The organism is Geminocystis sp. GBBB08 (genome assembly GCF_016743215.1).
GTDB lineage: Bacteria > Cyanobacteriota > Cyanobacteriia > Cyanobacteriales > Cyanobacteriaceae > Geminocystis.
Map to the genome: position 1 here is coordinate 54,256 of NZ_VRZC01000003.1, position 23,811 is coordinate 78,066.

Annotated in this window: 20 protein-coding genes; 6 read left to right on the forward strand and 14 right to left on the reverse strand. The window is 36.7% G+C overall.

Annotated features, from left to right (window positions below; translation table 11 throughout):
- Positions 1-106 precede the first annotated feature (106 nt).
- Entirely contained in the window at positions 107-346 is a 240-nt protein-coding gene (locus tag FWJ34_RS01080) for a virulence-associated protein (RefSeq protein ID WP_308253436.1), read from the forward strand.
- Positions 347-367: 21 nt separating this feature from the next.
- On the opposite strand, the gene corA is transcribed toward FWJ34_RS01080, so the two are convergent.
- The 4 genes from corA to FWJ34_RS01100 all read right to left on the reverse strand — a co-directional run bounded on the left by corA (position 368) and on the right by FWJ34_RS01100 (position 3,159).
- Positions 368-1,495 (reverse strand): magnesium/cobalt transporter CorA, encoded by a 1,128-nt coding sequence (corA, locus tag FWJ34_RS01085; RefSeq protein ID WP_308253437.1) that lies wholly within the window; start codon positions 1,493-1,495, stop codon positions 368-370.
- 18 nt (positions 1,496-1,513) lie between these two features.
- Positions 1,514-2,092, reverse strand: coding sequence for a K(+)-transporting ATPase subunit C (kdpC, locus tag FWJ34_RS01090; RefSeq protein WP_308253438.1), 579 nt, complete (start codon positions 2,090-2,092; stop codon positions 1,514-1,516).
- Between the two features lie 76 nt (positions 2,093-2,168).
- A complete protein-coding gene (locus FWJ34_RS01095) occupies positions 2,169-2,762 on the reverse strand; it encodes a Uma2 family endonuclease (protein ID WP_308253439.1) in 594 nt (197 codons plus the stop codon).
- Positions 2,763-2,874: 112 nt separating this feature from the next.
- Positions 2,875-3,159, reverse strand: a complete 285-nt coding sequence (locus tag FWJ34_RS01100) for a potassium-transporting ATPase subunit F (protein ID WP_308253440.1) — start codon at positions 3,157-3,159, stop codon at positions 2,875-2,877.
- 59 nt (positions 3,160-3,218) lie between these two features.
- Here FWJ34_RS01100 and FWJ34_RS01105 point away from each other — a divergent pair, with 59 nt between their 5' ends.
- The gene (locus FWJ34_RS01105; RefSeq protein ID WP_308253441.1) at positions 3,219-3,389 is read left to right on the forward strand and encodes a type II toxin-antitoxin system HicB family antitoxin; all 171 of its coding nucleotides are present in this window, start codon (positions 3,219-3,221) and stop codon (positions 3,387-3,389) included.
- A 44-nt stretch (positions 3,390-3,433) separates the two neighbouring features.
- Here FWJ34_RS01105 and kdpB read toward each other — a convergent pair whose 3' ends face one another.
- From kdpB to kdpA, 4 genes are all read right to left on the reverse strand, one after another.
- The gene (gene kdpB / locus FWJ34_RS01110) at positions 3,434-5,497 is read right to left on the reverse strand and encodes a potassium-transporting ATPase subunit KdpB (RefSeq protein ID WP_308253442.1); all 2,064 of its coding nucleotides are present in this window, start codon (positions 5,495-5,497) and stop codon (positions 3,434-3,436) included.
- Positions 5,498-5,506: 9 nt separating this feature from the next.
- Entirely contained in the window at positions 5,507-5,725 is a 219-nt protein-coding gene (locus FWJ34_RS01115; protein WP_308253443.1) for a DUF2283 domain-containing protein, read from the reverse strand.
- Positions 5,713-6,042, reverse strand: coding sequence for a DUF4258 domain-containing protein (locus FWJ34_RS01120; RefSeq protein ID WP_308253444.1), 330 nt, complete (start codon positions 6,040-6,042; stop codon positions 5,713-5,715). Before FWJ34_RS01120 ends, FWJ34_RS01115 begins: the two co-directional genes overlap by 13 nt.
- 64 nt (positions 6,043-6,106) lie before the next feature.
- Positions 6,107-7,795 (reverse strand): potassium-transporting ATPase subunit KdpA, encoded by a 1,689-nt coding sequence (gene kdpA, locus FWJ34_RS01125; RefSeq protein WP_308253445.1) that lies wholly within the window; start codon positions 7,793-7,795, stop codon positions 6,107-6,109.
- Positions 7,796-8,044: 249 nt separating this feature from the next.
- On the opposite strand from kdpA, the gene FWJ34_RS01130 reads away from it, so the two are divergent.
- The 3 genes from FWJ34_RS01130 to FWJ34_RS01140 all read left to right on the forward strand — a co-directional run bounded on the left by FWJ34_RS01130 (position 8,045) and on the right by FWJ34_RS01140 (position 11,613).
- The gene (locus FWJ34_RS01130; protein ID WP_308253446.1) at positions 8,045-9,415 is read left to right on the forward strand and encodes an ammonium transporter; all 1,371 of its coding nucleotides are present in this window, start codon (positions 8,045-8,047) and stop codon (positions 9,413-9,415) included.
- A 213-nt stretch (positions 9,416-9,628) separates the two neighbouring features.
- Entirely contained in the window at positions 9,629-10,957 is a 1,329-nt protein-coding gene (locus FWJ34_RS01135; RefSeq protein ID WP_308253447.1) for a hemolysin family protein, read from the forward strand.
- 56 nt (positions 10,958-11,013) lie between these two features.
- Positions 11,014-11,613, forward strand: coding sequence for a DedA family protein (locus FWJ34_RS01140; RefSeq protein ID WP_308253448.1), 600 nt, complete (start codon positions 11,014-11,016; stop codon positions 11,611-11,613).
- Positions 11,614-11,685: 72 nt separating this feature from the next.
- Here FWJ34_RS01140 and FWJ34_RS01145 read toward each other — a convergent pair whose 3' ends face one another.
- Together FWJ34_RS01145 and FWJ34_RS01150 are read right to left on the reverse strand one after the other, a co-directional pair.
- Positions 11,686-13,587, reverse strand: a complete 1,902-nt coding sequence (locus tag FWJ34_RS01145) for a flotillin domain-containing protein (protein ID WP_308253449.1) — start codon at positions 13,585-13,587, stop codon at positions 11,686-11,688.
- Positions 13,588-13,753: 166 nt separating this feature from the next.
- A complete protein-coding gene (locus FWJ34_RS01150; RefSeq protein WP_308253450.1) occupies positions 13,754-14,443 on the reverse strand; it encodes a hypothetical protein in 690 nt (229 codons plus the stop codon).
- A gap of 41 nt (positions 14,444-14,484) precedes the next feature.
- Between FWJ34_RS01150 and FWJ34_RS01155 the strand changes: the two genes are divergently transcribed.
- Positions 14,485-15,564: a HAMP domain-containing sensor histidine kinase gene (locus tag FWJ34_RS01155; RefSeq protein WP_308253451.1), complete on the forward strand. Its 1,080-nt coding sequence runs from the start codon at positions 14,485-14,487 to the stop codon at positions 15,562-15,564.
- A gap of 250 nt (positions 15,565-15,814) precedes the next feature.
- Here the strand turns inward: FWJ34_RS01155 and FWJ34_RS01160 are convergent, their stop codons facing one another.
- From FWJ34_RS01160 to FWJ34_RS01175, 4 genes are all read right to left on the reverse strand, one after another.
- Complete coding sequence (locus FWJ34_RS01160) at positions 15,815-17,809, reverse strand: calcium-binding protein (protein ID WP_308253452.1); 1,995 nt, start codon at positions 17,807-17,809, stop codon at positions 15,815-15,817.
- A 285-nt stretch (positions 17,810-18,094) separates the two neighbouring features.
- Entirely contained in the window at positions 18,095-19,720 is a 1,626-nt protein-coding gene (locus tag FWJ34_RS01165; RefSeq protein ID WP_308253453.1) for a hypothetical protein, read from the reverse strand.
- 33 nt (positions 19,721-19,753) lie between these two features.
- Entirely contained in the window at positions 19,754-20,251 is a 498-nt protein-coding gene (locus tag FWJ34_RS01170; RefSeq protein WP_308253454.1) for a hypothetical protein, read from the reverse strand.
- A gap of 205 nt (positions 20,252-20,456) precedes the next feature.
- Positions 20,457-23,811, reverse strand: a 3,355-nt coding sequence (locus tag FWJ34_RS01175; protein WP_308253456.1) for a bluetail domain-containing putative surface protein, incomplete at its 5' end; no start/stop codon positions are given.

Genomic DNA, 23,811 nt, shown 5'->3' on the forward strand with positions numbered 1-23,811 from the left:
AATTAACTTTCTTTGTCTCAATTCTAATTAAATTCTCATCAAGTTTATGTAATAATTTGTTTCAATGTCATCGATCAACTGTTATATTATTGATACATAAAAAACTATGGAAAATGCAGAATGTAGAATTAACAATCTCATTGCTTTTACTTCTTACTTTTTAGAAAAAGAAGCTAATTTATCGGCGAATATTAGGGCTTTTTTAAGAAAAAATGGTACTTCTATTGGTGCTTATGATATTTTAATTGGAGCTAAGGCATTATCAACAGGATTAACTTTAATTACTGCAAATACTAAAGAATTTGAAAGAATCCCCAATTTAGAATTTATTAATTGGCGAAAATAAAAAATTCATCACTATTATTTTCTATTTTTTGAGGTTATCTAGGTTACTAAACCAACCTTTTCGCCAAAAAAAGAGAATCATCCCACTGCCTACTATTAACATTAATATCCAGACAAACACATATCCCCAATACCAATTTAATTCTGGCATATTATAGGGAGATTTATCAGTGTTGAAATTCATGCCATAAATCCCTGCAATAAAGGTTAAGGGAATAAACACGCTGGAAACCACCGTTAAGGTTTTCATGATCTCATTCATACGGTTACTTACTGAGGAAAGATATATATCTGTTAAACTAGATGCTAAGTCTCGATAGTTTTCTACCATGTCGAGAATTTGAATGAGATGATCATAACAATCCCGTAAATAAACCCTTGTTTCATCAGATATTAATTCATTTCCATCTCTGAGTAAGGAATTAACCGCATCTCTTAAAGGCCAAACTGCACGACGTATTAAGAGTAAATCTTGTTGTAATTGATGAATTTTTGTTAATGATTGACGGGTAGGAGTGGTGACAACTTCATTCTGCAATAATTGCACCAATTCTCCATATATCTCCATCACGGGGAAAAAATCGTCTATGATAGCATCAATAAGAGCGTAAAATAAATAATCCACCCCTTTTTCCCTAATTAATCCTTTTTGATGACGAATTCTGTCTCTTACTTCATTAAAACCATCGGAATCAAATTTTTCGTGGATGGTTAAGAGATAATGTCTTCCTAAAACGAAGCTAATTTGCTCACTGACGAAGAAATTCGATTGTTTATCTATCGTCACCATACGAGAAATCAAGACTAAATGATCATCGTATTCTACTATTTTTGGACGCTGAGGAACATTAACAATATCTTCAAGGGTAATCGGATGAAGGTTAAACACTTCCCCTAATTGCCTCCAAATTGTTTCATTCCCTAACCCGTCAAGATTCATCCATGATACCGATTCTGTATCCAGATACACGGCACAATCTAAAGGGTTTTCTAATTCTTTGCGAAAGGCTTGGTTTTTGTTATAGTCGATTAAAGTAATTTTAGGTGCGATCGCACGAGGTTGAAGATTAAGACTGCCAGGTATAGTATTATGAGCATTATTAAAGTAATTAAAATGATTTCTCAAATGGGATGGACGAAAATAAGTCATAGTCGTTAGTTAATTATGTTATAGTTGATCAAGTTCAAGATTAAGTTTTAGTATATTTATTCTAGGTTCGCCAAAAATACCTAACAATCTTCCTTCAGTATGGCTTTTAACTAACTCTTGTAGTTGAGTGGATTCAAGGTTACGAGCGATCGCAATTCTGTCAACTTGATTTAAGGCAGACTGGGGAGTAATATGAGGATCTAAACCTGAGCCTGAAGTGTAAACTAAATCAGCAGTAGGAGTAATATTAGCTTGTCTAAGTTTTGTAATTTCTGTTTCGATATTTTTGATTAAATCGGGGTTACTAGGGGCTAAATTACTTGCACTGGAAACACCAGTGATACCTGCATTTTCTTCAGTACTATAATTAATGGTACTAGGGCGACTCCAAAAATATTTATCAGACTGAAAAGGTTGACCAATTAAACTAGAACCAATAATATTATTTTGATTATCTTTAATAAGACTACCATTAGCTTGATATGGTAAAAATATTTGTCCAAAAATTAAGATAAATAAAGGATAAATAATAGCTGTAATTGTCCATAAAATAAAAGTTACACGAATAGCTTTTAAAAAATCATTAATAGAAAGCATTTTAATTCTTCTCCATTTAAAAATGAGCAACAAAAAATTGATTATTAATTATGTAAAAAAACAAGAAATAATTAATTTAACTATTTAGAGGGCGTAACATTTCCGATACCTTAATTTCAGTTTCAGGAAAATTTAAAGGTGAGATCGACTCTTGATCACTTAAAATCATGGTAGTTTGATAATCTTGACTATTAGACTCTCGATAAACATAGAGTTGACGTTGTTTGAGATCTAATACCCAATATTCAGGTATATTTGCAGAAGCGTACAATTGACGTTTAACTTCTAAGTCGGTTTTCAAGGTAGTGTCTGCAATTTCAATGATTAAATAAACTTCCGTAGCGTTAGGATGTCGATCATCGTAATCTAAAGAATCATACTTGACAATGGCAATATCAGGCTCAGGTTGGGAAAAATCGTTAACAATAATCGGTAATTGTAGTCTAATTAATACTTGATTGAAGTCTTTTGTAAATAAACGATTTGTACGGGTAATAGCGGCGGCGTGAAAACTTCCTTGAGGTGACATAGTAATAATTTGTCCGTTAATTAATTCTACTTTTTCTTGATGAGTTAAAATACCGACTTCTGCCATGAGATTATATTCTCTGACGGTTAAGAGTCTCAAGGGTAAAGAATAAACATTGGGGGAAGTTTCAGTGATTAGCATATTCATATTTAGATTGTGAATATTATAGAAATATTATAGTTTTTTATCTCGCAAAGGCGCAAAGACGCAAAGAAGAAAAAAGTTTTTTGGAGGTGAGAGAAGCTAAATAAAGTTAAAATTTTTCGGGTTGAAAAATAACGATAAAAAGGTAAATAAATAAGCTAATGGTTACTAATCCTAATAAAGTTAAAGCATAAGATTGTCCTTTAGATAAAATTTGATTTGTACCTGCATAAACGAGAGGGGAAATAATGATATTAATCAGTAAAATTGAGAGAAGATAAATCGGTAATTTTCTTGATAAAAATTTAGCCACAATTTCTAAAATTACTTCTCGCATATTAGGTGAATTAATTTTAGTGCTTATTTCCTCAGAATTAAAAATCTTGATAGCCATAAAGATATTTTCTTTGTAAAATTTAAAGTGGTGAATAAAACTGTGTTGAAAAACAGATTATGCGTTATTTAGTGAAATTAGAAAAAACAGAAGAAGGCTATACTATCTGGTGTCCTAGTTTACCCGGATGTTGGTCTCAGGGTGACACAGAAGAAGAAGCACTAGATAATATAAAAGATGCGATTCAGTGTTACTTAGAGACAATGGAAGAATTTAAACAACTCTTGTAAATTTACTTTGTGACTTCTTTGCGCCTTTGCGCCTTTGCGTGAGATTAACCCAAACCAACGGCACTAACCATCACATCAATAACCTTAATGGCAATAAAAGGAGCAATTACCCCACCTAAACCATAAATTAAGATATTCCGTTGCAATAATTGATCCGCCGTCAAAGCTCGAAATTTAACTCCTTTAAGGGCGATCGGAATTAAGGCAGGAATAATCAAAGCATTGTAAATCAAAGCCGATAAAATAGCTGATTGAGAACTCGCTAAACCCATAATATTTAATGCACCAATCCCCGTACTAGCAAAAATTGCGGGGATAATGGCAAAATACTTGGCAACATCATTGGCGATCGAAAATGTCGTTAACGCACCACGAGTAATCAGTAACTGTTTACCGATAGTGACAATATCAATTAACTTCGTGGGATCAGAGTCTAAATCCACCATGTTAGCGGCTTCTTTGGCGGCTTGTGTACCAGAGTTCATAGCAACCCCTACATTCGCTTGAGCTAAGGCTGGAGCGTCATTTGTACCGTCTCCCGTCATGGCGACTAACTTACCCTTAGCTTGTTCACGGCGTATTACTTCGATTTTGTCTTCAGGGGTGGCTTCGGCAATAAAATCATCAACTCCAGCCTCTTGAGCTATGACAGAAGCAGTAATTTGATTATCTCCCGTTAACATGATAGTACGAATACCCATACGTCTCATTTGGTCAAAACGCTCTCTAATACCGGGTTTAATAATATCTTTTAGGTAAATTACCCCATAAATATCATCACCTTGACAGACGGCTAAAGGAGTGCCTCCTAAACGGGATACTTTTTCATAAGTTTGATCGAGATCATCTGGAATATTACCACCTCTAGAACGCACAAAACCTTTAATAGCATCCACTGCACCTTTACGAATTTCGATACCATTTTCTACATCTGTACCACTCATACGAGTACGAGCCGAAAATTCAATGCCTGTCGCTGTATTAATGTCAAAGTCCACTTGAGAGCCTAATTTGTGGGCTAAATCAACGATCGAACGTCCTTCAGGTGTTTCGTCAAAAAGACTGGAAATCAAGGCAATATTCGCCACTTCTGTCACAGTATGACCATTTACAGGGATGAACTCCTCTGCTAAACGATTACCCAATGTAATAGTACCAGTTTTATCCAGTACAAGAGTATTAATATCGCCACAGGCTTCCACGGCTCTACCAGAGGTAGCAATGACGTTAAACTGTGCCACTCGATCCATCCCCGCAATGCCGATCGCACTCAGTAAACCGCCTATAGTGGTAGGGATAAGGGCAACTAACAGAGAGATTAACACAGCGATACTAACAGGATTATTCACATAATTAGCGATCGGAGGCATAGTAGCGATAACAATTAAGAAAACCTGAGTTAAAACTGCTAAAAGTACCGTTAAAGCTATTTCATTGGGGGTTTTGCTTCTTTCTGCTCCTTCGACTAAATTGATCATGCGATCAATAAAACCCTTACCCGGATCGACTGTCACCCTGATTATAAGCTCATCAGAGATAATACGAGTACCCCCTGTCACCGAACTAGCAATATCTGTACCCGGTTGCTTCAAAACAGGAGCGGATTCTCCCGTGATAGCCGATTCATCTACCGAAGCCATACCACCGATAACCTCACCATCTGCGGGAATAATATCTCCAGCAATAACCTTAATTTGGTCATCCCGTTTTAAAGTAGTAGAATTAACCTCTTGAATTGAACCATCAGGAAGAATTAAACGGGCAACAGTATCGCTTTTAGTAGCACGGAGAGCATCGGCTTGGGCTTTTCCTCTACCTTCTGCCACCGCTTCCGCAAAATTAGCAAATAAGACAGTGAAAAATAAAATAATAGTAATTAAACCGTTAAAAAGTCTTTGATTAGAGTCATTAAAATCACCAAATAGACTAGGATTTATTGTTACTAAAAAGGTGATAATTGTACCAATCCAGACAAGAAACATGACGGGATTTTTGATAGCAATTTTCGGGTTTAATTTGATAAATGATTGTTTGATTGCTCTAGTATAAAGCCCTTGATTTTTGGCTTTGGGTGTATGTTTTCGTTGCGATCGTGGTGGTTTATTCATAATATTTAGTTAAATAGCTAAAGTTTCAAAAGCTATAGGTAAAGACTTATTTTGTGAGGAAAAATTTAACTTTTCAAAACCGATAACTTTACCATTTTTATCTTTCATTAAAATGACTTCATTACCTGTTTCTTCTACCTCATACTCATTTTCAGGATTGTCAAACCAGACAACTAAAGTATCTCCCATAGAGTCATAAAAAACTTTTATTTGTCTTACTTCTGCCATAATAAAATTCCCTCCTTAATTGCACTGGTGCGATATGCTGTTATTAAAAATCCATCAATTTCTAGCTTTTTGGATACTGCACATACCCATCTTTTATTACCATCAGCTCGATAAAATAAGAACACTTTTTCATCATTTTTGCTAACACGAATCTCATCTGGTGACATTAAAGTTTGCATAACATCTTCTAATCGGTTTTGCATAATTGGATGTTTAACGGTGGAAATTATATTCCAATAACCTACAGTTGTCCTAACTACAAAACCAAGAGGAGTTATTATTTCAAATAAAATAGCGTCTTTTTCTGAATTGTTCATGTTAATTGAGATAAAATACTCTCACAAAAAAGATGATTTTTGCCTAAAATATCTATAGGATAGCTCATCCAGCTAATTGGAAACCCTCTGCGATCGCACCTAAAGCTAATACAGGAAAAAACGTCAATGCACCTAATATCAAAATCACACCTGCGGTTATACTGGTAAATAAAACTGTATCTGTCCGTAATGTACCAGAAGTTAAAGGTACTGGTTGTTTCCGTGACATATTATCGGCTAACAGCAATAAGGCAATTATCGGTACATATCTACCCAATATTAAGCTAAAAGTTGCACTAAGATTCCACCAAAGGGTATTATCTCCCAATCCTTCCAAGCCTGAACCGTTATTAGCAGCGGCGGAAGCATATTCAAATACGACTTGAGACAAGCCATGAAAGCCGGGGTTACTTATTCCGGCTAAGGTTTCGGGAAAGGCTAAGGTGATGGCACTGGGGATTAAAATAGCGATGGGATGCACTAATAAAATCACACTGGCTAAGACGATTTCAGGTTTTTCGATTTTTCGTCCTAAAAATTCGGGTGTCCTTCCTACCATTAATCCTGTCAAAAATACTGTTAAAATCAGGTAAATAAAGATGTAAGCCGTACCTGTACCTTGTCCTCCCCATATTATCTGTAAAAATAGGTTAAACATGGTACTAAATCCCCCCGTAGGCATTAAGGAGTCTAACATTCCATTGACTGCACCGCACATTGTACTAGTTGTCATCACTGCCCATAAGGCGGTTTGACTCCATCCAAATCTGACTTCTTTCCCTTCTAAATTTGGTTGGCTTTCTCCTAAAAGGTTATTATTAACAAGAGGATTACCGTGATATTCTCCTACTGCGGTTATTATAATCAAAAAGGCAAATATACTAAATATCATCCAATATATTAACCATGCTTGACGTTTATTGTTGGCAAATATTCCATAGGTATAAATCAAAGAGGTGGGAATACTCATCATCGCTAATATTGCCACTAGGTTAGAGAAAGGGTTGGGATTTTCGTAAGGGTGTGCTGAGTTAATGCCAAAAAAACCGCCTCCATTTTCCCCTAATTGTTTTATTATCTCAAAATGAGCGACAGGTCCAACAGCTATTACTTGATTTGCTCCTTCTAAGGTTGTTACTGTCACTGGTGGAAATAAGGTTTCGGGTACTCCTGATATAAGTAGCACGATCGCCCCTACTATAGATATAGGTAATAAAATCCGAGTAATAGCTAAGGTTAAATCCACATAAAAATTGCCTAATCTTTGCCCTGTTAAACCTCGAATGAATGCGATCGCCACCGCTAACCCCGTACCAGCCGAGGTAAACATTAAAAACCCTAAAGCTAAGACTTGAGAAGTATAACTCAAAGTAGTTTCCCCTGAATAATGTTGTTGATCAGTATTAGTGAGAAAAGATATAGTAGTATGTAAAGCTAAATGCCAACTAGGTGCAGATAAATTAGTGGGATTAAGGGGTAAAAATCCCTGAGTCATAAGGATTAGATAAACTAAAATACCCATAACTAAGTTACTGGCGATGACATCCTTGACATACTGTAAACCAGTGCTGTTAGTTGCTTCGAGCATTCGTAACCCAAATAAAGGATATAACCGACTCTCTATGGGTTTTAATAAATAGTCAAGAAAAGTCTGTTTTCCTAAAAATACACGAGCCATATAATTACCCAGTAAGGGAGTGATGATCACCACTAACACAAGGGTTAAAATAATTTGTAAAAATCCTTGCCCCATAAGTTAAGAAAAATAAAATTCATTAACTAAATCTTAAAAAACTTAACTCCAAAAGTCTCTAAACAAACGTATAACTTTGCGTTTATTTTTTCTAAACATTTATCTAAACAGTCTCAAATTTTACCTAAATTAAATAATCAATGTGAAAGTTTTTTGAAACTTAATTATTTAAAATGATTCCGTATTTAAAGATACATAATTATTCTGTATAAGTTTGCCTATAATTACTTGTTAACATAAAAAAAAACAATGAAACAAATAGCCTTTTTTCCTTTACTGGTTATTCTTTTCCTCTTAATTTTAGCTTATCCTTTAGAACCAGCATTAGCTGGAGAATTAGAAGATGCGATCGCTAATGCTCAAATATCTGCTGACACCACATGGATGTTAGTATCTACTGGTTTAGTGATGCTAATGACACCGGCTTTGGCGTTTTTCTATGGTGGGTTTGTCGCTAAACGTAACATTCTCAATACCTTAATGATGAGCTTTCTTTTGATGGGTGTAGTCGGTGTTATTTGGGTTTTATTTGGTTACAGTCTTGCTTTTGCTCCTGGATCGCCTTTTATTGGCGGTTTAGAATGGTCATTTTTAAACAATGTAGGACTTGAAACTACTGATTATTTAGTAGGAACAGAACCAGCTGAGGTAGTATCTTATGCTCCAACAGTTCCTCATGAAGCCTTTATGATTTATCAAGGAATGTTTGCTGTCATTACTCCGGCTTTAATTTCTGGTGCGATTGTAGAGAGAGTTGGTTTTAAGGCTTATACATGGTTTGTCATATTATGGTTAATTGTTGTCTATTGTCCTATGGCTCACATGGTATGGGCTAAAGGCGGTTTATTAGGCTTATATGGTGGCATAGGAGCGTTAGATTTTGCTGGGGGAGCAGTAGTGCATATTACATCTGGTGCTTCTGCCCTTGTTTTGGCTATTTTAATTGGAAAACGTACCACTTATCCTGAACGTACTTCTCCACCGAATAATGTACCTTTTATTCTTTTAGGTGCTGGATTATTATGGTTTGGTTGGTTCGGATTTAATGGTGGTAGTGCTTTAGCATCTGGTCCATTAGCAGTAGCCGCAGTTGTTACTACTAACACATCCGCCGCCGCCGCAATGGTAACATGGCTTCTATTAGAACAGTTTTTGCGTGGTAAACCAACAGCAGTGGGTGCGGCAACTGGAGCTGTGGCCGGTTTAGTCGGAATTACTCCCGCCGCAGGTTTTGTGACTCCCATTGGTGCAATTCTGATTGGTAGTATTACGGCAGTTTGTTGTTTCTTTGCTATTAGTTTAAAAGTAAAATTAGGTATTGACGATGCCCTAGATACTTTTCCTGTTCACGGAATAGGGGGAACAGTAGGAGCTATTCTTACAGGAGTATTTGCTACCACTGAAGTTAATGCTGCCGGAAAAGATGGTTTGATAACGGGTAATCCACAACAAGTTTTAATTCAAATAGCGTCTGTTATAGTTGCTTATGTGATTGCTATTGTTGGTACTTTTATTATTTTTCAAATCATTAAAGCAATTATGCCTTGGCGAGTTACTGATGAAGATGAGTTTCAAGGTATTGATATTAAAGAACATGGTGAAGAGGCTTACGGAGAATAAATTAACGCTATTCTTTGTCTGTAATTAATAACTAACTGTTGAAGAATACAAAACAGCAAATCACGGAGAAGAAGTTTTAAACTCAAACCTTAATCCGTGATTATCAGTTAATTTGTATTAATCAGAAAAGAAATTGCAGTATGTAAAGCTAAATCCCAACTAGGTGCAGATAAATTTATACTTAAAATATTTATTTATCTTTTTTTACTCAAAATGTCTTCTCTTGCTATCGAAATTTTCATGATTCTTTTATTAACTTTTGCTAATGGCATTTTTTCAGGTTCTGAAATTGCTGTGGTATCCGCTCGAAAAGTCCGATTAGAGCAGTTAGCTGAACGTGGCGATCGCAATGCAAGAGTCGCTCTTAAATTAGCAAATAATCCCAATGATTTTCTCTCTACGGTACAAATTGGTATTACTTTGATTGGAATTTTGAGTGGTGCAGTAGGGGGTGCAACCCTAGCCCAAAGGTTAAAACCTGTCTTTGATGGTATCCCTATTTTACAGCCCTATAGTCAAGGCATTAGTGTTGGTATTGTTGTTACCATTATCACTTACCTATCTCTTGTTATTGGTGAATTAGTGCCAAAAAGAGTTGCCCTTAACGCACCCGAACAAATTGCCTGTTTCATTGCCCCTCCCATGGGATTTCTTTCTCGTTTAACAACTCCTTTAGTGAATATTTTAGGTATCTCAACGGATACTCTCCTCAATTTATTGGGTATTAAGGCTTCTGATGAACCTGATCTCACAGAAGAAGAAATCAAAGTATTAATTAGACAAGGGGCAGAATCAGGGATGTTTGAAGAAACAGAACATGATATGGTAGAAAGAGTATTTCAGCTAGGCGATCGCCCTATTAAAGCCATGATGACACCTCGCCTCGATGTGGTTTGGTTAGATATTGAATCATCCCTAGAAGAAAATTTACAAGAAGTAATCAATAATAGTTATTCTCGTTTTCCAGTGGGGGAAGGTAGTTTAGATAATTGTGTAGGAGTGATTAGAACAAGAGATCTACTAACTACCCAACTTTTGGGAGAAGAAATCGATTTACGCAAGATTATGAAACCACCTTTTTATATCCCCGAAAATGCTCGTACTCTTAGTGTAATCGAAGAATTTAAAAGAACTGGGATTCATATTGCCTTAGTAACCGATGAATATGGAGGTATTGAAGGCTTAGTTACCCTCAATGATTTAATGGAAGCCATAGTAGGAGATATACCATCTTTAGATCACTACGAAGAACCTTTAATCATTCAAAGGGAAGACGGTTCATGGTTATTAGATGGTGGGCTTGACATCAATGAGTTAAAAGATTTATTTGATCTGGAATCTTTACCCGATGAAAATACTGATCGTTTCCACACCATCGGAGGATTGATGATGTATTGTTTAGGTCATGTACCACAATCAGGGGAATATTTTGAACAAGAAGGATTGCGTTTTGAAGTTGTTGACATGGATGGCACTAGAGTTGATAAAGTTCTAGTTTCCCCATACTCAAGACCAAATAAAGATGCTGATCAGATGCAATAATATTAAACTTGATTCAGATTAATGATTACTAAAATTAAGAGGATATTTTATCTGTTATGACTGAATGGATTATAAATACAATGAATTCTTTGGGATATGTGGGAATCGCTTTATTAATGTTTTCAGAGAATTTATTTCCGCCGATTCCCTCGGAATTAATCATGCCGTTAGCAGGTTTTTCCGTGTCTCAAGGGCAAATGGGATTAGTTCCTGCGATCGCATCTGGAGTCATTGGCACAATTTTAGGAGCTTTTCCTTGGTATTATTTAGGACGAATTTTTGATGAATCAAAATTAGAAAAATTAGCCAACCAATACGGAAAATGGATTTTTGTTTCTGGGGGTGATATTCAAAAAGCCAATAAATGGTTCAACCGATACGGAAATATAGCTGTGTTATTGGGAAGATTAGTACCTGGGGTGAGAACATTAATTTCTCTTCCAGCGGGAATCAATAATATGAAAATGAGTTCTTTTATAATTTATTCTACTATTGGAACATTAATTTGGATTTCATTATTAACAACTGCCGGTTATCTCTTGGGTGAAAATTATACTTTAATAGAAAAATATATAGCACCCATATCTAAAATAGCCTTATTAAGCATTGGATTTTTATTTGTCATTTGGGTAATCAGAAAACAAATGAAAAAATAAATATTCCTTATGTCAAACTATGCAACCAACCTTAAAACCCTTTGCGTCTTTGCGAGAGAAAAACCTCCCCCATTAGTTAAAATTATCCTCTATTTCTTCTGAGTTAATTTCATTACTGTAATTTGATTGAGCAGTAAAATGAGAATCTGACAGGGAATCAATTAATTTATTACCCCAATCGCTCAATTTTGGATTTTTTAACATCTGACTAATAAGAGCGATCGCACTGGTTGCCATCACTAATTTAGTGGCTTCTCCTGCATCCTGTCCATTTTGATTACCTCCGGCTAAAATAATGGGATTACTACCTAAAACACCGGGTTGAGGTGCTAAAGCGGAGACAACTTCGGGCAATACTTGAATAAATTGTCCCATATATTCTTCTGCTAATTGAATGGTAATTGCTTTAGTTGATAGAGTATTTTGAGCTTCAATCATTGCTTTTTCCCCTTGGGCTTTTTTCAATGCCTCTTCTAAACTAGCCTCCGCCTGAGTTTTGATTGCTTCCGCTTTTTCAAGGGCGATCGCTTTTTCCACTTCTGCCTCTAAGCGTTTTTGCTCTAAATCCCCCTGTTTAGCAATTAAAGCCGTCTCTTTATTACGTTGTGCGGTAATTAAAGCTAATTCTTTCACCCGATTTTCTTCCCCTGTTTTGATAGCCGTTTCTTTCAATACTTCTGCCATCGCAACTTCTTTTTGTTTTTCAATCAAGGCTTTTTCAGCTAAAGCTAATTCCTGATTTTTCTGTCTTAAGGCAACTTCTTTGCCTATTTCCGCTTGTTGTATAGCGACTTGTTTTTCAATATCTTTTTCTTTTAAGGCTTGTTGAGTAAGAATTTGTTGAGTTTTTAAATCTTGATCTTTTAGTGTAATCGCAATTTGTCGATCGAGTTCAGTTTCTTGAATAGCCTGTTGTTGTTGAATTTCTTTTTCTTGTAATAATTGCTCACTAATAATTTTACCCTCTTGAATTTCTTGAGCTTTTTGTACTTTAATTAACTCCTGTTTAGCTTGTTCAGTTTCCTTGATTTCCAAGACTTGACGGGCATTTTCTGCCTTTAATTGCTCCACTGCTAATGTATTTTGCAATTCTTTTTCAGTGAGAGAGCGTTCAGCCGCTAATTGTTTTTCCGTTTCCGTTAAGCGTAATTCCGCAATTTGAGTTTGTGTCTCTTGACGCACTTGCTCTAATTCCTTAAGATTTTTTTGGACGATAGATTCACGAGTTACAACCGCTTGAGAATCAAGATAATTTTTCTCATCATAATCATTTAACTCATCAATATTAGTGATAGCAATATTTAATAACTCCAAGCCGAAACGCTCCAAATCGACTTTAACTTTTTCTCGCAGATAAGTAGTAACAGTGTCAACTTTTCCTTGTAATTCACCTAAATTACTTTGTGCGGCCGCATCTCTCAAATGCCCTTCTAAAATATCATTAACACGGGTTTTGATCTCATTTTCCCCCACCAAAATTTCTTTTTCTCCCCGTTTACCAGCACCCAATAACATAGCCGCATTCAAAACGCTTTTTTCTTCAGGAAAGACACGCACCTGTAAACTACCGTTAAAAATAGCCTTGAGTAAATCTTTGGTGCGTAAAGGTTTTTCTCTTGTATTACCTCGATTAATTGGTACAGTTACTTGATTTAGAGACACAATAGTAATAGTTTCAAAGCCCGGGAAGAAAAGAGCAGCCCGTGTAATTACTTGCTTATTACGAACAGGTCCAGAAATAACAAAGGCTTCGTTAGTATTGCAAACTCGATAAAACTTAGCAAATAGTAGGTAAGTAAAAATAACGAGAACAATTAAACCACCACCAAAAATTCCTACAGGTAATAGCCAATTTAGAGAATTATTATTATAAGAATTAGTTTGAGCTAAAACGGGAGGATTAGGGGAAACAGCGATAATTTGTTGGGGAGAATTGATTTGAGATAAGAGAGTTAATTGTATTTTGGGATTCATAATATTTATCTCCAATTAATCGAAAAAGAATCAATATTTTTTTGTAATTACATTATTAATTAAGTCAGGAAACCAAGTTAATGATAAATTTTATTTTCTTCAACCCTTTTTGATAACAAGATAGTTAATTTTTATTAATTTATATTACTAAATTGTAAATTTTTGGTTAATTTTCTTTGGGATTTAATAAATGATCGTGGGTAGAATGAGAGTTATTTAACTTTAAATGATCTATACTATTTAGTTTAACAACAGAATAATAATTTGGTTCAAGAAAATCTACTAGATAAACTTTATTTCCTATGTGAAAATCTATGTCAATAGCCGGTGAATGAGGAAGGCAAAAAACATGAAGAGAAAATCTGCCAATTTCATCGTAAACAGAGACTTCTAAAATATCATTAGCTAAGATACGAGAAACTTCTCCTTCAATACCAATAAGACGTTCAGGAATTAATTGTACAGTATGAGTGCGAAGAATTTGTCTTAAATTACCAACAATATCGATAAAAATAATAGTAGAAAAAAGACCAATAAAACGGACAGTTAAATAAGGAATAGGTAAAGAAGGATTAATATTTAACCATAATAAACAAATAAGATTACCTGTTAAGCCAATAATACCAATGATAAAAGGATAAATGCCCAAGAGAAAGATTAAAGGTAGTTTTCCGATGCCAAAAAGAGAAAAAATAACACCAATTATAGGAATATTAAGAATAGATAATTTGCGGTTGATTTCTTCACCTAATAAATCAGGGGCTATGGCGGTAATAATTGCGATTAATAGCAATAAAAACCCCATAATTATTGCAAGTATAAATCCATAATTTACCGAATCAAAAATAATATTCATAAAATTTAACTTCTATTATCTTTTATCTTAATCTAAAACTCATGAACAAAACTTTTGCGTCTTTGCGCCTTTGCGAGAAAAAAAACCTTCTCATTATTTTCTTATTCATTATCGTTATCACCCTGGAATTTACCACTTCTCCAGCCTACGTCTTTGGATATCTTTACACTGGTGGAATTTTATTAGTCAATGTATTTTATGGAGGTAAAGCAACCTTAATCGCCACAATTATCTCCGTATTCCTCACCCTGCTTAACTTGTATGTGCATATCGGCACTGTTATTGAATTACCAACCCTTGCCAATCGGTTAATTACGACTCTCTCTTTAATCGTTACAGGATGGTTAAGTAACCGTAACCGCATCTATCAGCAAAAAATAGTCGAGCAACAAACTAAGCTACAATCTCAGGAAGAATTAGTCGGATTAAGACAGGATTTTGCTTCTACCCTCACCCACGACTTGAGAACACCCTTACTAGGTGCGATCGAAACCATCAAAGCCTTTCAGAATAAGCAATTTGGAGAGATTACTACCATTCAAGAAAAAGTCTTAGCTACTATGATTCGGTCTCATCAATCCAGTTTACAATTAGTGGATACCTTATTAGATGTGTATCGCAATGACTTAGAAGGCTTAAATTTGAGACTATCTCCTTTAGATTTAACGGTTTTAGTGGAAGAAGTCGCTAACAGTTTGACTTCCTTAGCCTCAGCAAATCAGGTTTACCTTACCTTCAATTACGGTGATTCGGATTTTCGTCAATCTTTGTGGGTTAATGGGGATGCTTTTCAGTTAAAGCGAGTCTTGACAAATTTACTTATCAATGCTGTTAATCATTCTCGACGGGGCGATCGCATCGAAATTATTTTATCTTCTCAAGGCAATGGGCTTAAGCCCCTTGTTAAAATATTAGACTATGGTTCGGGTATTAAACCAGAGGATTTTCCTTTTTTATTCGATCGATTTTACCAGTCTAACAGCGATCGACAAGCAAAAGGCACTGGTTTAGGTTTATATCTTTGTCGTCAAATTATTGAGGCTCACGGTGGTAAAATTTGGGCAGAAAATCATTCTCAAGGTGCTATTTTTAGTTTTTCTCTTCCTGTTTATCAAGGTTGATTTTTCTCTCGCAAAGGTGCAAAGACGCATAGAAGGCACAAAGGAATAAGGTTAAGAGTTTATTACGGTATGTACCGTTTTATTCCGCATAAATGTATCAGAAAGACAAGACATGATTGAGAAATGCTATATTAGTTTTAGAAAGCCATAAATAAACACAGATAGGTATGAACCCAATATTTTATAGAAACTTATACAAAAAGCTCTATAAAATATCGTGGGCTTTGGCACTATCTAGCCACCTCATACCTTAGGTTGTAAAGTTACTTGTACTTAATGTACCACCTGTAATCCCAGTGATGTTAATGAGTGCATCTGTAGTAGCATCAAATCCGGGTGTGCTATCATTAATAGCTAAATAAGTACCACTTCCAAAAGTAAAAGTAGCCGCATTATTGGCTGCAAAATTACCAGTTGTTAATACTGCCGCAATACCCGATTGAGTTAAACCGGTGACAACTGACAAAGTATTATTAACCGGCCCGGGTATAGTAGAAACTCGGAATTTATCAGCACTAACATCAAAATCAGTGATTCGATCACGATTAGCTAACAGAGAATCAGTTAAGTTTGTATAGTTGAAAATATCATCACCAGCACCACCGGTTAAGGTATCAATACCGGCACCACCAGTTAAGGTATCAATACCATCACCACCGATTAAGGTATCATTACCGACATCACCACTTAAACTGTCAGTACCATCACCACCAATTAAGGTATCATTACCAATACCCCCATCAAGGTTATCATTACCAACATCACCGCTTAAGGTATCATTACCGACACCACCGCTTAGGGTAGCATTATCATCAGCACCGCTTAAGGTATCATTCCCCGCATCACCGAAGAGGGTATCATTCCCAGTACCACCGATTAAGGTATCAATACCATCACCACCACTTAAGCTATCAGCATCGGCACCACCGAAGAGGGTATCATTTCCCGCATCCCCGCTTAGGGTATCAGCATCAGCACCACCGATTAAGGTATCATTTCCAGCACCACCGCTTAAGGTATTATCACCAGCACCACCATCAAGAGTATCATTTCCCGCATCCCCGCTTAGGGTATCATCATCATCCCCACCGAAGAGGGTATCATTACCGGCACCACCAACTAAGGTATCATTTCCAGCACCACCATCGAGAGTATCATTCCCCGCATCACCGATTAAGGTATCATTACCGGCACCACCGCTTAAGGTATCATTTCCAGTACCACCATCGAGGTTATCGTTACCAGCACCACCATCGAGGGTATCATTACCAGTATTACCGATTAAGGTATCATTATCATCACCACCGCTTAAGCTGTCATTACCGGCACCACCATCGAGGGTATCATTATCGGCACCACCATCGAGGGTATCATTACCGGCACCACCATTGAGGGTATCACTCCCACCATTAGCAGTTAAGGTATCATTACCGGCACCACCAACTAAGGTATCAGAAGCTGTACCTCCAGTTAAGCTATCATTACCGGCACCACCATCAAGGGTACTTTGTCCAACATTATTTGTGAGAATATCATCACCAACACCTCCCGTAAGAATATTATTACTACCACTAGTAGCCGTTAAGGTATCATTCCCACCACTTCCCGTAAGAATATTAGTTCCACCAGAACCAGTTAAACTATCATCACCGACACCACCATCAAGGGTATTAGTAGTTCCAGAACCGGTTAAGGTATCATTACCAGCACCACCAGTAAGGGTACTATCCCCACTAGTAGCGGTTAAACTATCATTACCCACCCCACCATCAAGGATATTAGTAGTTCCACTAGCGGTTAAAGTATCATTACCAGTACCACCATTGAGGGTATTAGTAGTTCCACCATTAGCAATTAAGGTATCATCACCGGTTCCTCCCGTAAGGGTATTAGTAGTTCCACCACTAGTACTTAAACTATCATTACCGATGCCACCATCAAGGATATTAGTAGTTCCACTAGCGGTTAAAATATCATTACCAGCACCACCACTCAAATTTTGATTCAAATTTCCATTAGCGGTTAAGCTATCATCACCAAGACCACCGATGAGGGTACTATTCTCACCAGAACTAACAAGAGTATCGTTACCGACACCACCATCAATAAGATTCGTACTACTAGTACCAGTCCCACCTATAATGGAATCATTACCCAGTAGTCCGTAGATAATTAGTTCTAGATCACTAAAACCAGTAAAACTGATAAGATCATCAACATTAGTGAGGTTAAAAGTAAAAGCCATATATATTTACCTCTAGAAATTATATTTTTGTTTTAAGTTTAATTAATTGTCGCAAATCAAATTATGTAGAAATACCAAAGATGATCTTTCTGCAAATTTTGTCTCCTTTTTTTATTTGTAATTACCAAAAACTCAACTATAAAATTAACAATTTATAGTTATTTAACTTAAGACTGAGACACTATTAAATTATATAAGCCTTATTAAATAGATATTTCAGCTTGATAAACTGTTCTATTCTTAATTAGAATTACTATTAATTGTTGATTATAGTTAAAAGAACGACTACTCTAAACCACTACCCGCACCAGCACGGATAATTGATACCTGCTCTTGTAACGTTGTAGCTTTCAGTAAAGCATCAGCTGTCGCTGCTTCAAAATCCCAACCACGAACGGTATTGGGATCATTTGAAGAACCGGGATCAACTAAAAGGCTTTGCACAAAGCGTAAATTAGGATCATCTGAATTAAGATTAGGAATATTTTGGATTGAGGGAGTAATGACGAAACAGGCTTCTCCACCAGTACATCCAGCCAAAAGGCTACCTTCATAATAAAGAACCCCAGGTAAACTAATCTCTCCTGAGGCTGATTGACTAGCACCGTTAGGATTTTTAATCATTACAGTACCAGAAGCCCTTGCACTAGGACGATTAGGCGATAAACTTCCACTTCCTGCTCCCGCTCTGATTACTGAGACAATATTAGCTAATTGATCTCCTGGTTCGTCTAGGTAACGATAAAGGATATTAGCAACAGCCGCATTAAAATCAAAAGAGCTAGGTAATCCAAATGCTGTAGGAGAACTCGGATCTCCGGGTTGTACAAATCCTGGATTAATCGTTAAGGATTCAATAAAAGTTGAGTTGGCTTGTGCCCCCGTACCTGTAAGATCATTCCATTTGATTTTAGGTAAAATAGTTAAACAAGCACTTCCAGCACAGTTAGGATTATTCCCTTGAGGATCATCATAGTATAATCCTGCCGGTAAACTAATCTCTCCGCTAATAGTTTGGGTTGAACCATCGGGGTTTTCAATCATGGCTGTACCTGTAGCTCTAGCTTGTATGGCCGTAGAATAAGGACCATTGGCACTCCTTCCTGCTCTAATAATAGATACTGCATCCGATAATTGGGTAGTTATATCTACACCACTGAGAACTTGAGCGGCTGCGGCATTCAAATTATAAGTGAAAGGAAATAAGGCGATATTGGCAAACCCCGGATCGATGATCAATTGCGTAATTCGATAGGCTTCTCCCGTTAGATCTTCAGGAATAGCTTCTACGGTTGGGCTGATTACTAAACAACCACTACCAAAACCACAACCAGCATCTAAGGGTGAGGATGCACCTTCATAATATAAACCATTAGGCAAATAAATTTCTCCACTAACAGTTTGAAGAGAACCATCAGGCATTTGTAATACTGTTGCACCTGTTGCACTAGCTTGAGGAGCGTTGCTAGATCCTTGAAGTAGGTTAGAATTAGCTCGTATAATAGAGACAATATCTGATAAATCGGAACTAGGACTTAAACCCGAAAGAATCTGAGCAGTTTGGGCTTCTAAAGTTATGGGTGGAGCAAAAAAGTTAATACCTCCTGGATTGATGGTTAAACTATCTACCAATGGCGGAGCTACAAAACCTGTAATGGAAGGAGTTATTAATAAAGGGCCGTTAAAAGAGGCAAAAGGTAAGGTAATTGATCCGCTAATGGTTTGGGTATAACCGACAGTAGAGGAAGTGGTAGGAGTAAAAATCACCACACTACCTGTAGCCGTTGCTTGATTAGGGCTAAAACTTCCTGTTGTGGTTATGGTACTTTGAGCTAATGCCCCATGATACCCAGGGATGATCAATGTTAAAATACCCAGAAGGTAATATTCGATCGCCCTTATTTTTTTCATTAAATTAGTATTATACTACCTGAAAAACTTAAATTAGTCTAAACCGTCAACTCCAGCACCAGCACGGATGATAGAAACAACAGCCGAAAGTTCGTCTGGATTGGTGGAATCTAAAGCATCTAACTGGGCCGCTGCTGCTGCCGTAAAGCTAGTACTAGCACCTGGAGAAAGTGCTGTTACTGAGTCAGGTAAGCCCGGATCCACAACCAATTCCGCAAAATCTTGGTTATTAATAGCTAAACCAGTCTGGGGATCAGCCGCATCACCAGGGGTCGTAAGAGTGGGAGTAACAACTACAGCACCATCAACTTGACCGGCAAGAGGAACTGATACACCACCAGTGAAATAAGTACCTAGAGGAAGAGATACTTCTGCACCAACGGATTGACTAGCCCCGTTCATCAGGACGATAGCAGAACTACCACTAGCATAAGCTCCACAGCAATTACCTCCGGCAAAGGCTGGAGAAACACTAACAGAGCCTAAACCTATTACACCAAGGGTTACGAGAGTTTTATGGAGAATATTCATAAATTCTTTGAGTTATTAATTTCATTCTTCAGTCATTATAACATATTTTTTGTTATAATGGAAAGTTTTACTTTTTTTATTTTCTCAAAATTAAGATGAATGTCAATAATTAGAGTCTGCTGAAAAAGTATCACTGGTTTTGACTAAAATTGCTTTAAAATGCGGATTTTTTTGGGCAATGTATTATGTAAAAGAACCTTCCCGTCTAAGTAGGAACGGTGAAGATACTGTTGGTTAAAGTTCCCGTAAAACTTATTTCTATAAGAGTATCCTTGGTACAATCAAATCCCACCACACTATCGTTAATAGCCAAAAAGTTCCGACTACCAAATTTAAACAGAGTCGCATCATTTGCTAAAAAAGTTGTGGTTTTTAAGATCGACTGAATGCCTGATTCTGTAAGACTAGATACTGTTCCTAGATTAGTGAGACGACTAGGAATACTAGACACCATTAATTTATCTAACTGACTAACGTTAAAATCCATAATCAGATCAAATGCTGGACTTGTTGTCGTACCTAGTAAAGAATGTTTGCCATTAATATAATCAAAAGTATCTGCTCCCGTACTGCCGGTTAAAGTGTCTGCCCCTAATCCACCAGTGAGGAAATCATTACCTGCACCACTATTAAACTGATCGTTCCCTGTGCCACCAATAAGAGTATCTTTACCAGTACCACTGATAAAAGTGTTGTTACCCGTAGTGCTGATCAGAATATTATCCCCATTACCACCATCAAGGCGATCGTTTCCATCCCCACCAATGAGAATATCATTACCATCGAAACCGTAAAGAATGTCATTTGCTCCACGTCCATTTAAGATGTCATGACTGCTTGTACCATTAAGAATGTCACTTCGTACTTGACCATTAGCATCTCCTATCAAAACACTAGAATAGCTAACTCCGGTAGGGATGACGTTAATAAAAGCTGTAGCCGTATTCGAGGTATTGTTGTTAGTCTCTCCATCATTAACTGTAAAATCGATGGCTCGAACTCCTAATTTATTAGTACTACCGAAGGTAATATTTTGAATCAAGGCGTTGGCTTGTGCTACAGTGGGAGCTTGAGTAAATGCGATAACTAAAGTACCGTTACTATTAGACTGGATTTGAGCAAAACCACTTAAATAGGAGTTATTAATACCAAGAACATCTGCACTGGTATTAACTCCATAACCTTTTAAAGATACAGTTAAAGTTCCTCCAGTTTTCAAGCCTTCAAAATCAGAAATGGTTGCTAATGCAAAAGGACTATATACTTGATCAATTTTTATCGGTACAGCATTAACCAGATAGTTAGTAACATCTCCATCAAGCTCATTAATCACAGGAGGAGTATTCATTCTGTTGACTTGAGTTGTGATAGTGGTAGTATTCAATGACCAACCATTACTACCTCCCAATTCACTACTAATATTTTTGAGAGCCATGGTGCTAGTTAGGCTACTGGCTTGGAAGTTTAAGCCGTCAGAGACGTGAATTGTTAATCCGTCAGGAGTGCCACTAAAACCTGCCGTCGGTAAAAAGCGTAAATTTCCGCCACTAGGCAATACAAATGCGTTTGAAGTACTAATATTCGTGGGAACATCATACCATACGTTACCTGTGGGGTTAGTATATTGCCATTTACCTTGAACTAAGTTATTTGGGTTGTTAACAATTGCAATACCTGCCAGAGGTGTAGAAGAACTACCACCAATTACATTGTCTTTGGAGTCACTATAATAACCATTCAATAAATTAGAAACCGACTTGCCTATGGGATTAATATTCGTAGAGTCAATAGCATCTATCGATGGTAATGTTGCTTGATTAATAATAATGGGTGCATCATTGACGGGGGTAACAGATATATTTACCGTCTGATTGACAATGTTAGAAGCACCAAGCACACCGTTAATTGTACCTGTATTTCCTAAGTCATTAATAGCGATATTTAAGACATCTTTGCTTGTGCCAAGGGTATTATAATCGAGATTACCTTGATAACTTAAGGAGGCTAAGGCGGTATTAAGTGCTGTTTCGCTGCCTCTGAATTTTACCGTGCTTGTGCCGTTAACATTACTACCGATAAACTGTAATCCCGCAGTTGTGCCTAAAGTTAAAGTACCATTATTGACGGAAATAGTGACTTCCATAGTAGTACCAAAATCATCAGGATCATTAAAAGAGATGAGATTAGTACCATTAAAATAAAAGGGAGTATCTTCCGTTGCTGTGATAGTTGAAGGATTCGTTACAACCGGAGCTTCGTTAATATTACTGACATGAATGGTAATGTTATTAGTTGCTGTTAAAGGATTTTGTCCTAAAACAGATGAACCATTACCGAGATCATTAACTAATACATTGAGATTAATCGATAAATCAATATTAGAATTAACTGGAGTATAAACTAAACCATTAAGGGCATTATTAATATTATCTTTTGTTCCAGTTAAAGTCACAGTAGCACTATTATTACCACTAACACTTAAACCAGAGCTGCTACCTAAAGCTAAAGTACCATAAGGATTTCCACCGTTAGTAACATTAAGAGTAACGGTAAAATTATCAACGCCATTGTTACTTAAATCAGCGAAATCATCAATAGTAATGGCGTTACTATTACCTTGACTGAAAGTTATACTTGTGCCACTGCTGAGAGTTTGTGTACTGGGTACAACTAAGGTAGGAGGATCGTTACTAGGTGTAACATTACTGGTAAGTAGAACACTATTTCCACTATAAACTGTTGTGCCTCCTGTCGCCCCGATACCGCTTAAGTTAACAGTAGTAACCGTATTGACTATACCCGAACTATCATCAATTAAGTGAACCGTTAAAGTGGCATCCGATCCATTATAATCCGCTACTGGTACAAAACGTAAACCGTGAGTAGAGGAGACAATCAGGGCATTAGTAGCATTGCGAGCACCAACATCAACCCAAGTTGTACCGTTAAAATATTGCCATGTACCTTGAGTTATAGAATTAGCAACATTACCCACAATAGCTACACCAGCCAGATTGTTAGCAGAAGAGCCACCTGGTACGTTATCAGTACTATCATTAAAGCTACCAACGAAAAGACTATTAACCGTTGAACCAGATGGATTAGTGGTATCCTCCTCAATAGATAATGAACTGGCAGAGGCAATGGGTGCATCGTTAACGGCATTGATGGAAGTAGTTAAATTAGTATTATTAGCACTCCAACCATTAACACCCCCCAAAATACTGCTAATATCTTTTAAATCCCCATTATTGGTACTCGCTACAAATGCTGTACCATCGGATAATCGGACGGTTAATTGTCCGGGAGTGCCATTAAAGTTGGTATTCGGTAAGAAACGTAAGTTCGCATTTTCAGGTAAAACTAAAGCTAAACTATCGCTTAAAGTATCAGGTACATCAAGCCAACCACTACCGGTGTTATATTGCCATTTACCTTGAGTTGTTGAATTAGCACCGTTACCTATAATTGCGATTCCAGCTAAAGGAGTTCGAGCATCACCGCCTCCTGTAATCCCTGTTTGATTATCAACACTGTCACTATATTTAGCACTAAAGAGA

Excerpts from the sequence above, each read along its gene's own strand:
- FWJ34_RS01080 (WP_308253436.1), top strand. The coding sequence starts at position 107 with ATGGAAAATGCAGAATGTAGAATTAACAATCTCATTGCTTTTACTTCT.
- corA (WP_308253437.1), bottom strand. The coding sequence starts at position 1,495 with ATGACTTATTTTCGTCCATCCCATTTGAGAAATCATTTTAATTACTTT.
- kdpC (WP_308253438.1), bottom strand. The coding sequence starts at position 2,092 with ATGCTTTCTATTAATGATTTTTTAAAAGCTATTCGTGTAACTTTTATT.
- FWJ34_RS01095 (WP_308253439.1), bottom strand. The coding sequence starts at position 2,762 with ATGCTAATCACTGAAACTTCCCCCAATGTTTATTCTTTACCCTTGAGA.
- FWJ34_RS01100 (WP_308253440.1), bottom strand. The coding sequence starts at position 3,159 with ATGGCTATCAAGATTTTTAATTCTGAGGAAATAAGCACTAAAATTAAT.
- FWJ34_RS01105 (WP_308253441.1), top strand. The coding sequence starts at position 3,219 with ATGCGTTATTTAGTGAAATTAGAAAAAACAGAAGAAGGCTATACTATC.
- kdpB (WP_308253442.1), bottom strand. The coding sequence starts at position 5,497 with ATGAATAAACCACCACGATCGCAACGAAAACATACACCCAAAGCCAAA.
- FWJ34_RS01115 (WP_308253443.1), bottom strand. The coding sequence starts at position 5,725 with ATGGCAGAAGTAAGACAAATAAAAGTTTTTTATGACTCTATGGGAGAT.
- FWJ34_RS01120 (WP_308253444.1), bottom strand. The coding sequence starts at position 6,042 with ATGAACAATTCAGAAAAAGACGCTATTTTATTTGAAATAATAACTCCT.
- kdpA (WP_308253445.1), bottom strand. The coding sequence starts at position 7,795 with ATGGGGCAAGGATTTTTACAAATTATTTTAACCCTTGTGTTAGTGGTG.
- FWJ34_RS01130 (WP_308253446.1), top strand. The coding sequence starts at position 8,045 with ATGAAACAAATAGCCTTTTTTCCTTTACTGGTTATTCTTTTCCTCTTA.
- FWJ34_RS01135 (WP_308253447.1), top strand. The coding sequence starts at position 9,629 with ATGTCTTCTCTTGCTATCGAAATTTTCATGATTCTTTTATTAACTTTT.
- FWJ34_RS01140 (WP_308253448.1), top strand. The coding sequence starts at position 11,014 with ATGACTGAATGGATTATAAATACAATGAATTCTTTGGGATATGTGGGA.
- FWJ34_RS01145 (WP_308253449.1), bottom strand. The coding sequence starts at position 13,587 with ATGAATCCCAAAATACAATTAACTCTCTTATCTCAAATCAATTCTCCC.
- FWJ34_RS01150 (WP_308253450.1), bottom strand. The coding sequence starts at position 14,443 with ATGAATATTATTTTTGATTCGGTAAATTATGGATTTATACTTGCAATA.
- FWJ34_RS01155 (WP_308253451.1), top strand. The coding sequence starts at position 14,485 with ATGAACAAAACTTTTGCGTCTTTGCGCCTTTGCGAGAAAAAAAACCTT.
- FWJ34_RS01160 (WP_308253452.1), bottom strand. The coding sequence starts at position 17,809 with ATGGCTTTTACTTTTAACCTCACTAATGTTGATGATCTTATCAGTTTT.
- FWJ34_RS01165 (WP_308253453.1), bottom strand. The coding sequence starts at position 19,720 with ATGAAAAAAATAAGGGCGATCGAATATTACCTTCTGGGTATTTTAACA.
- FWJ34_RS01170 (WP_308253454.1), bottom strand. The coding sequence starts at position 20,251 with ATGAATATTCTCCATAAAACTCTCGTAACCCTTGGTGTAATAGGTTTA.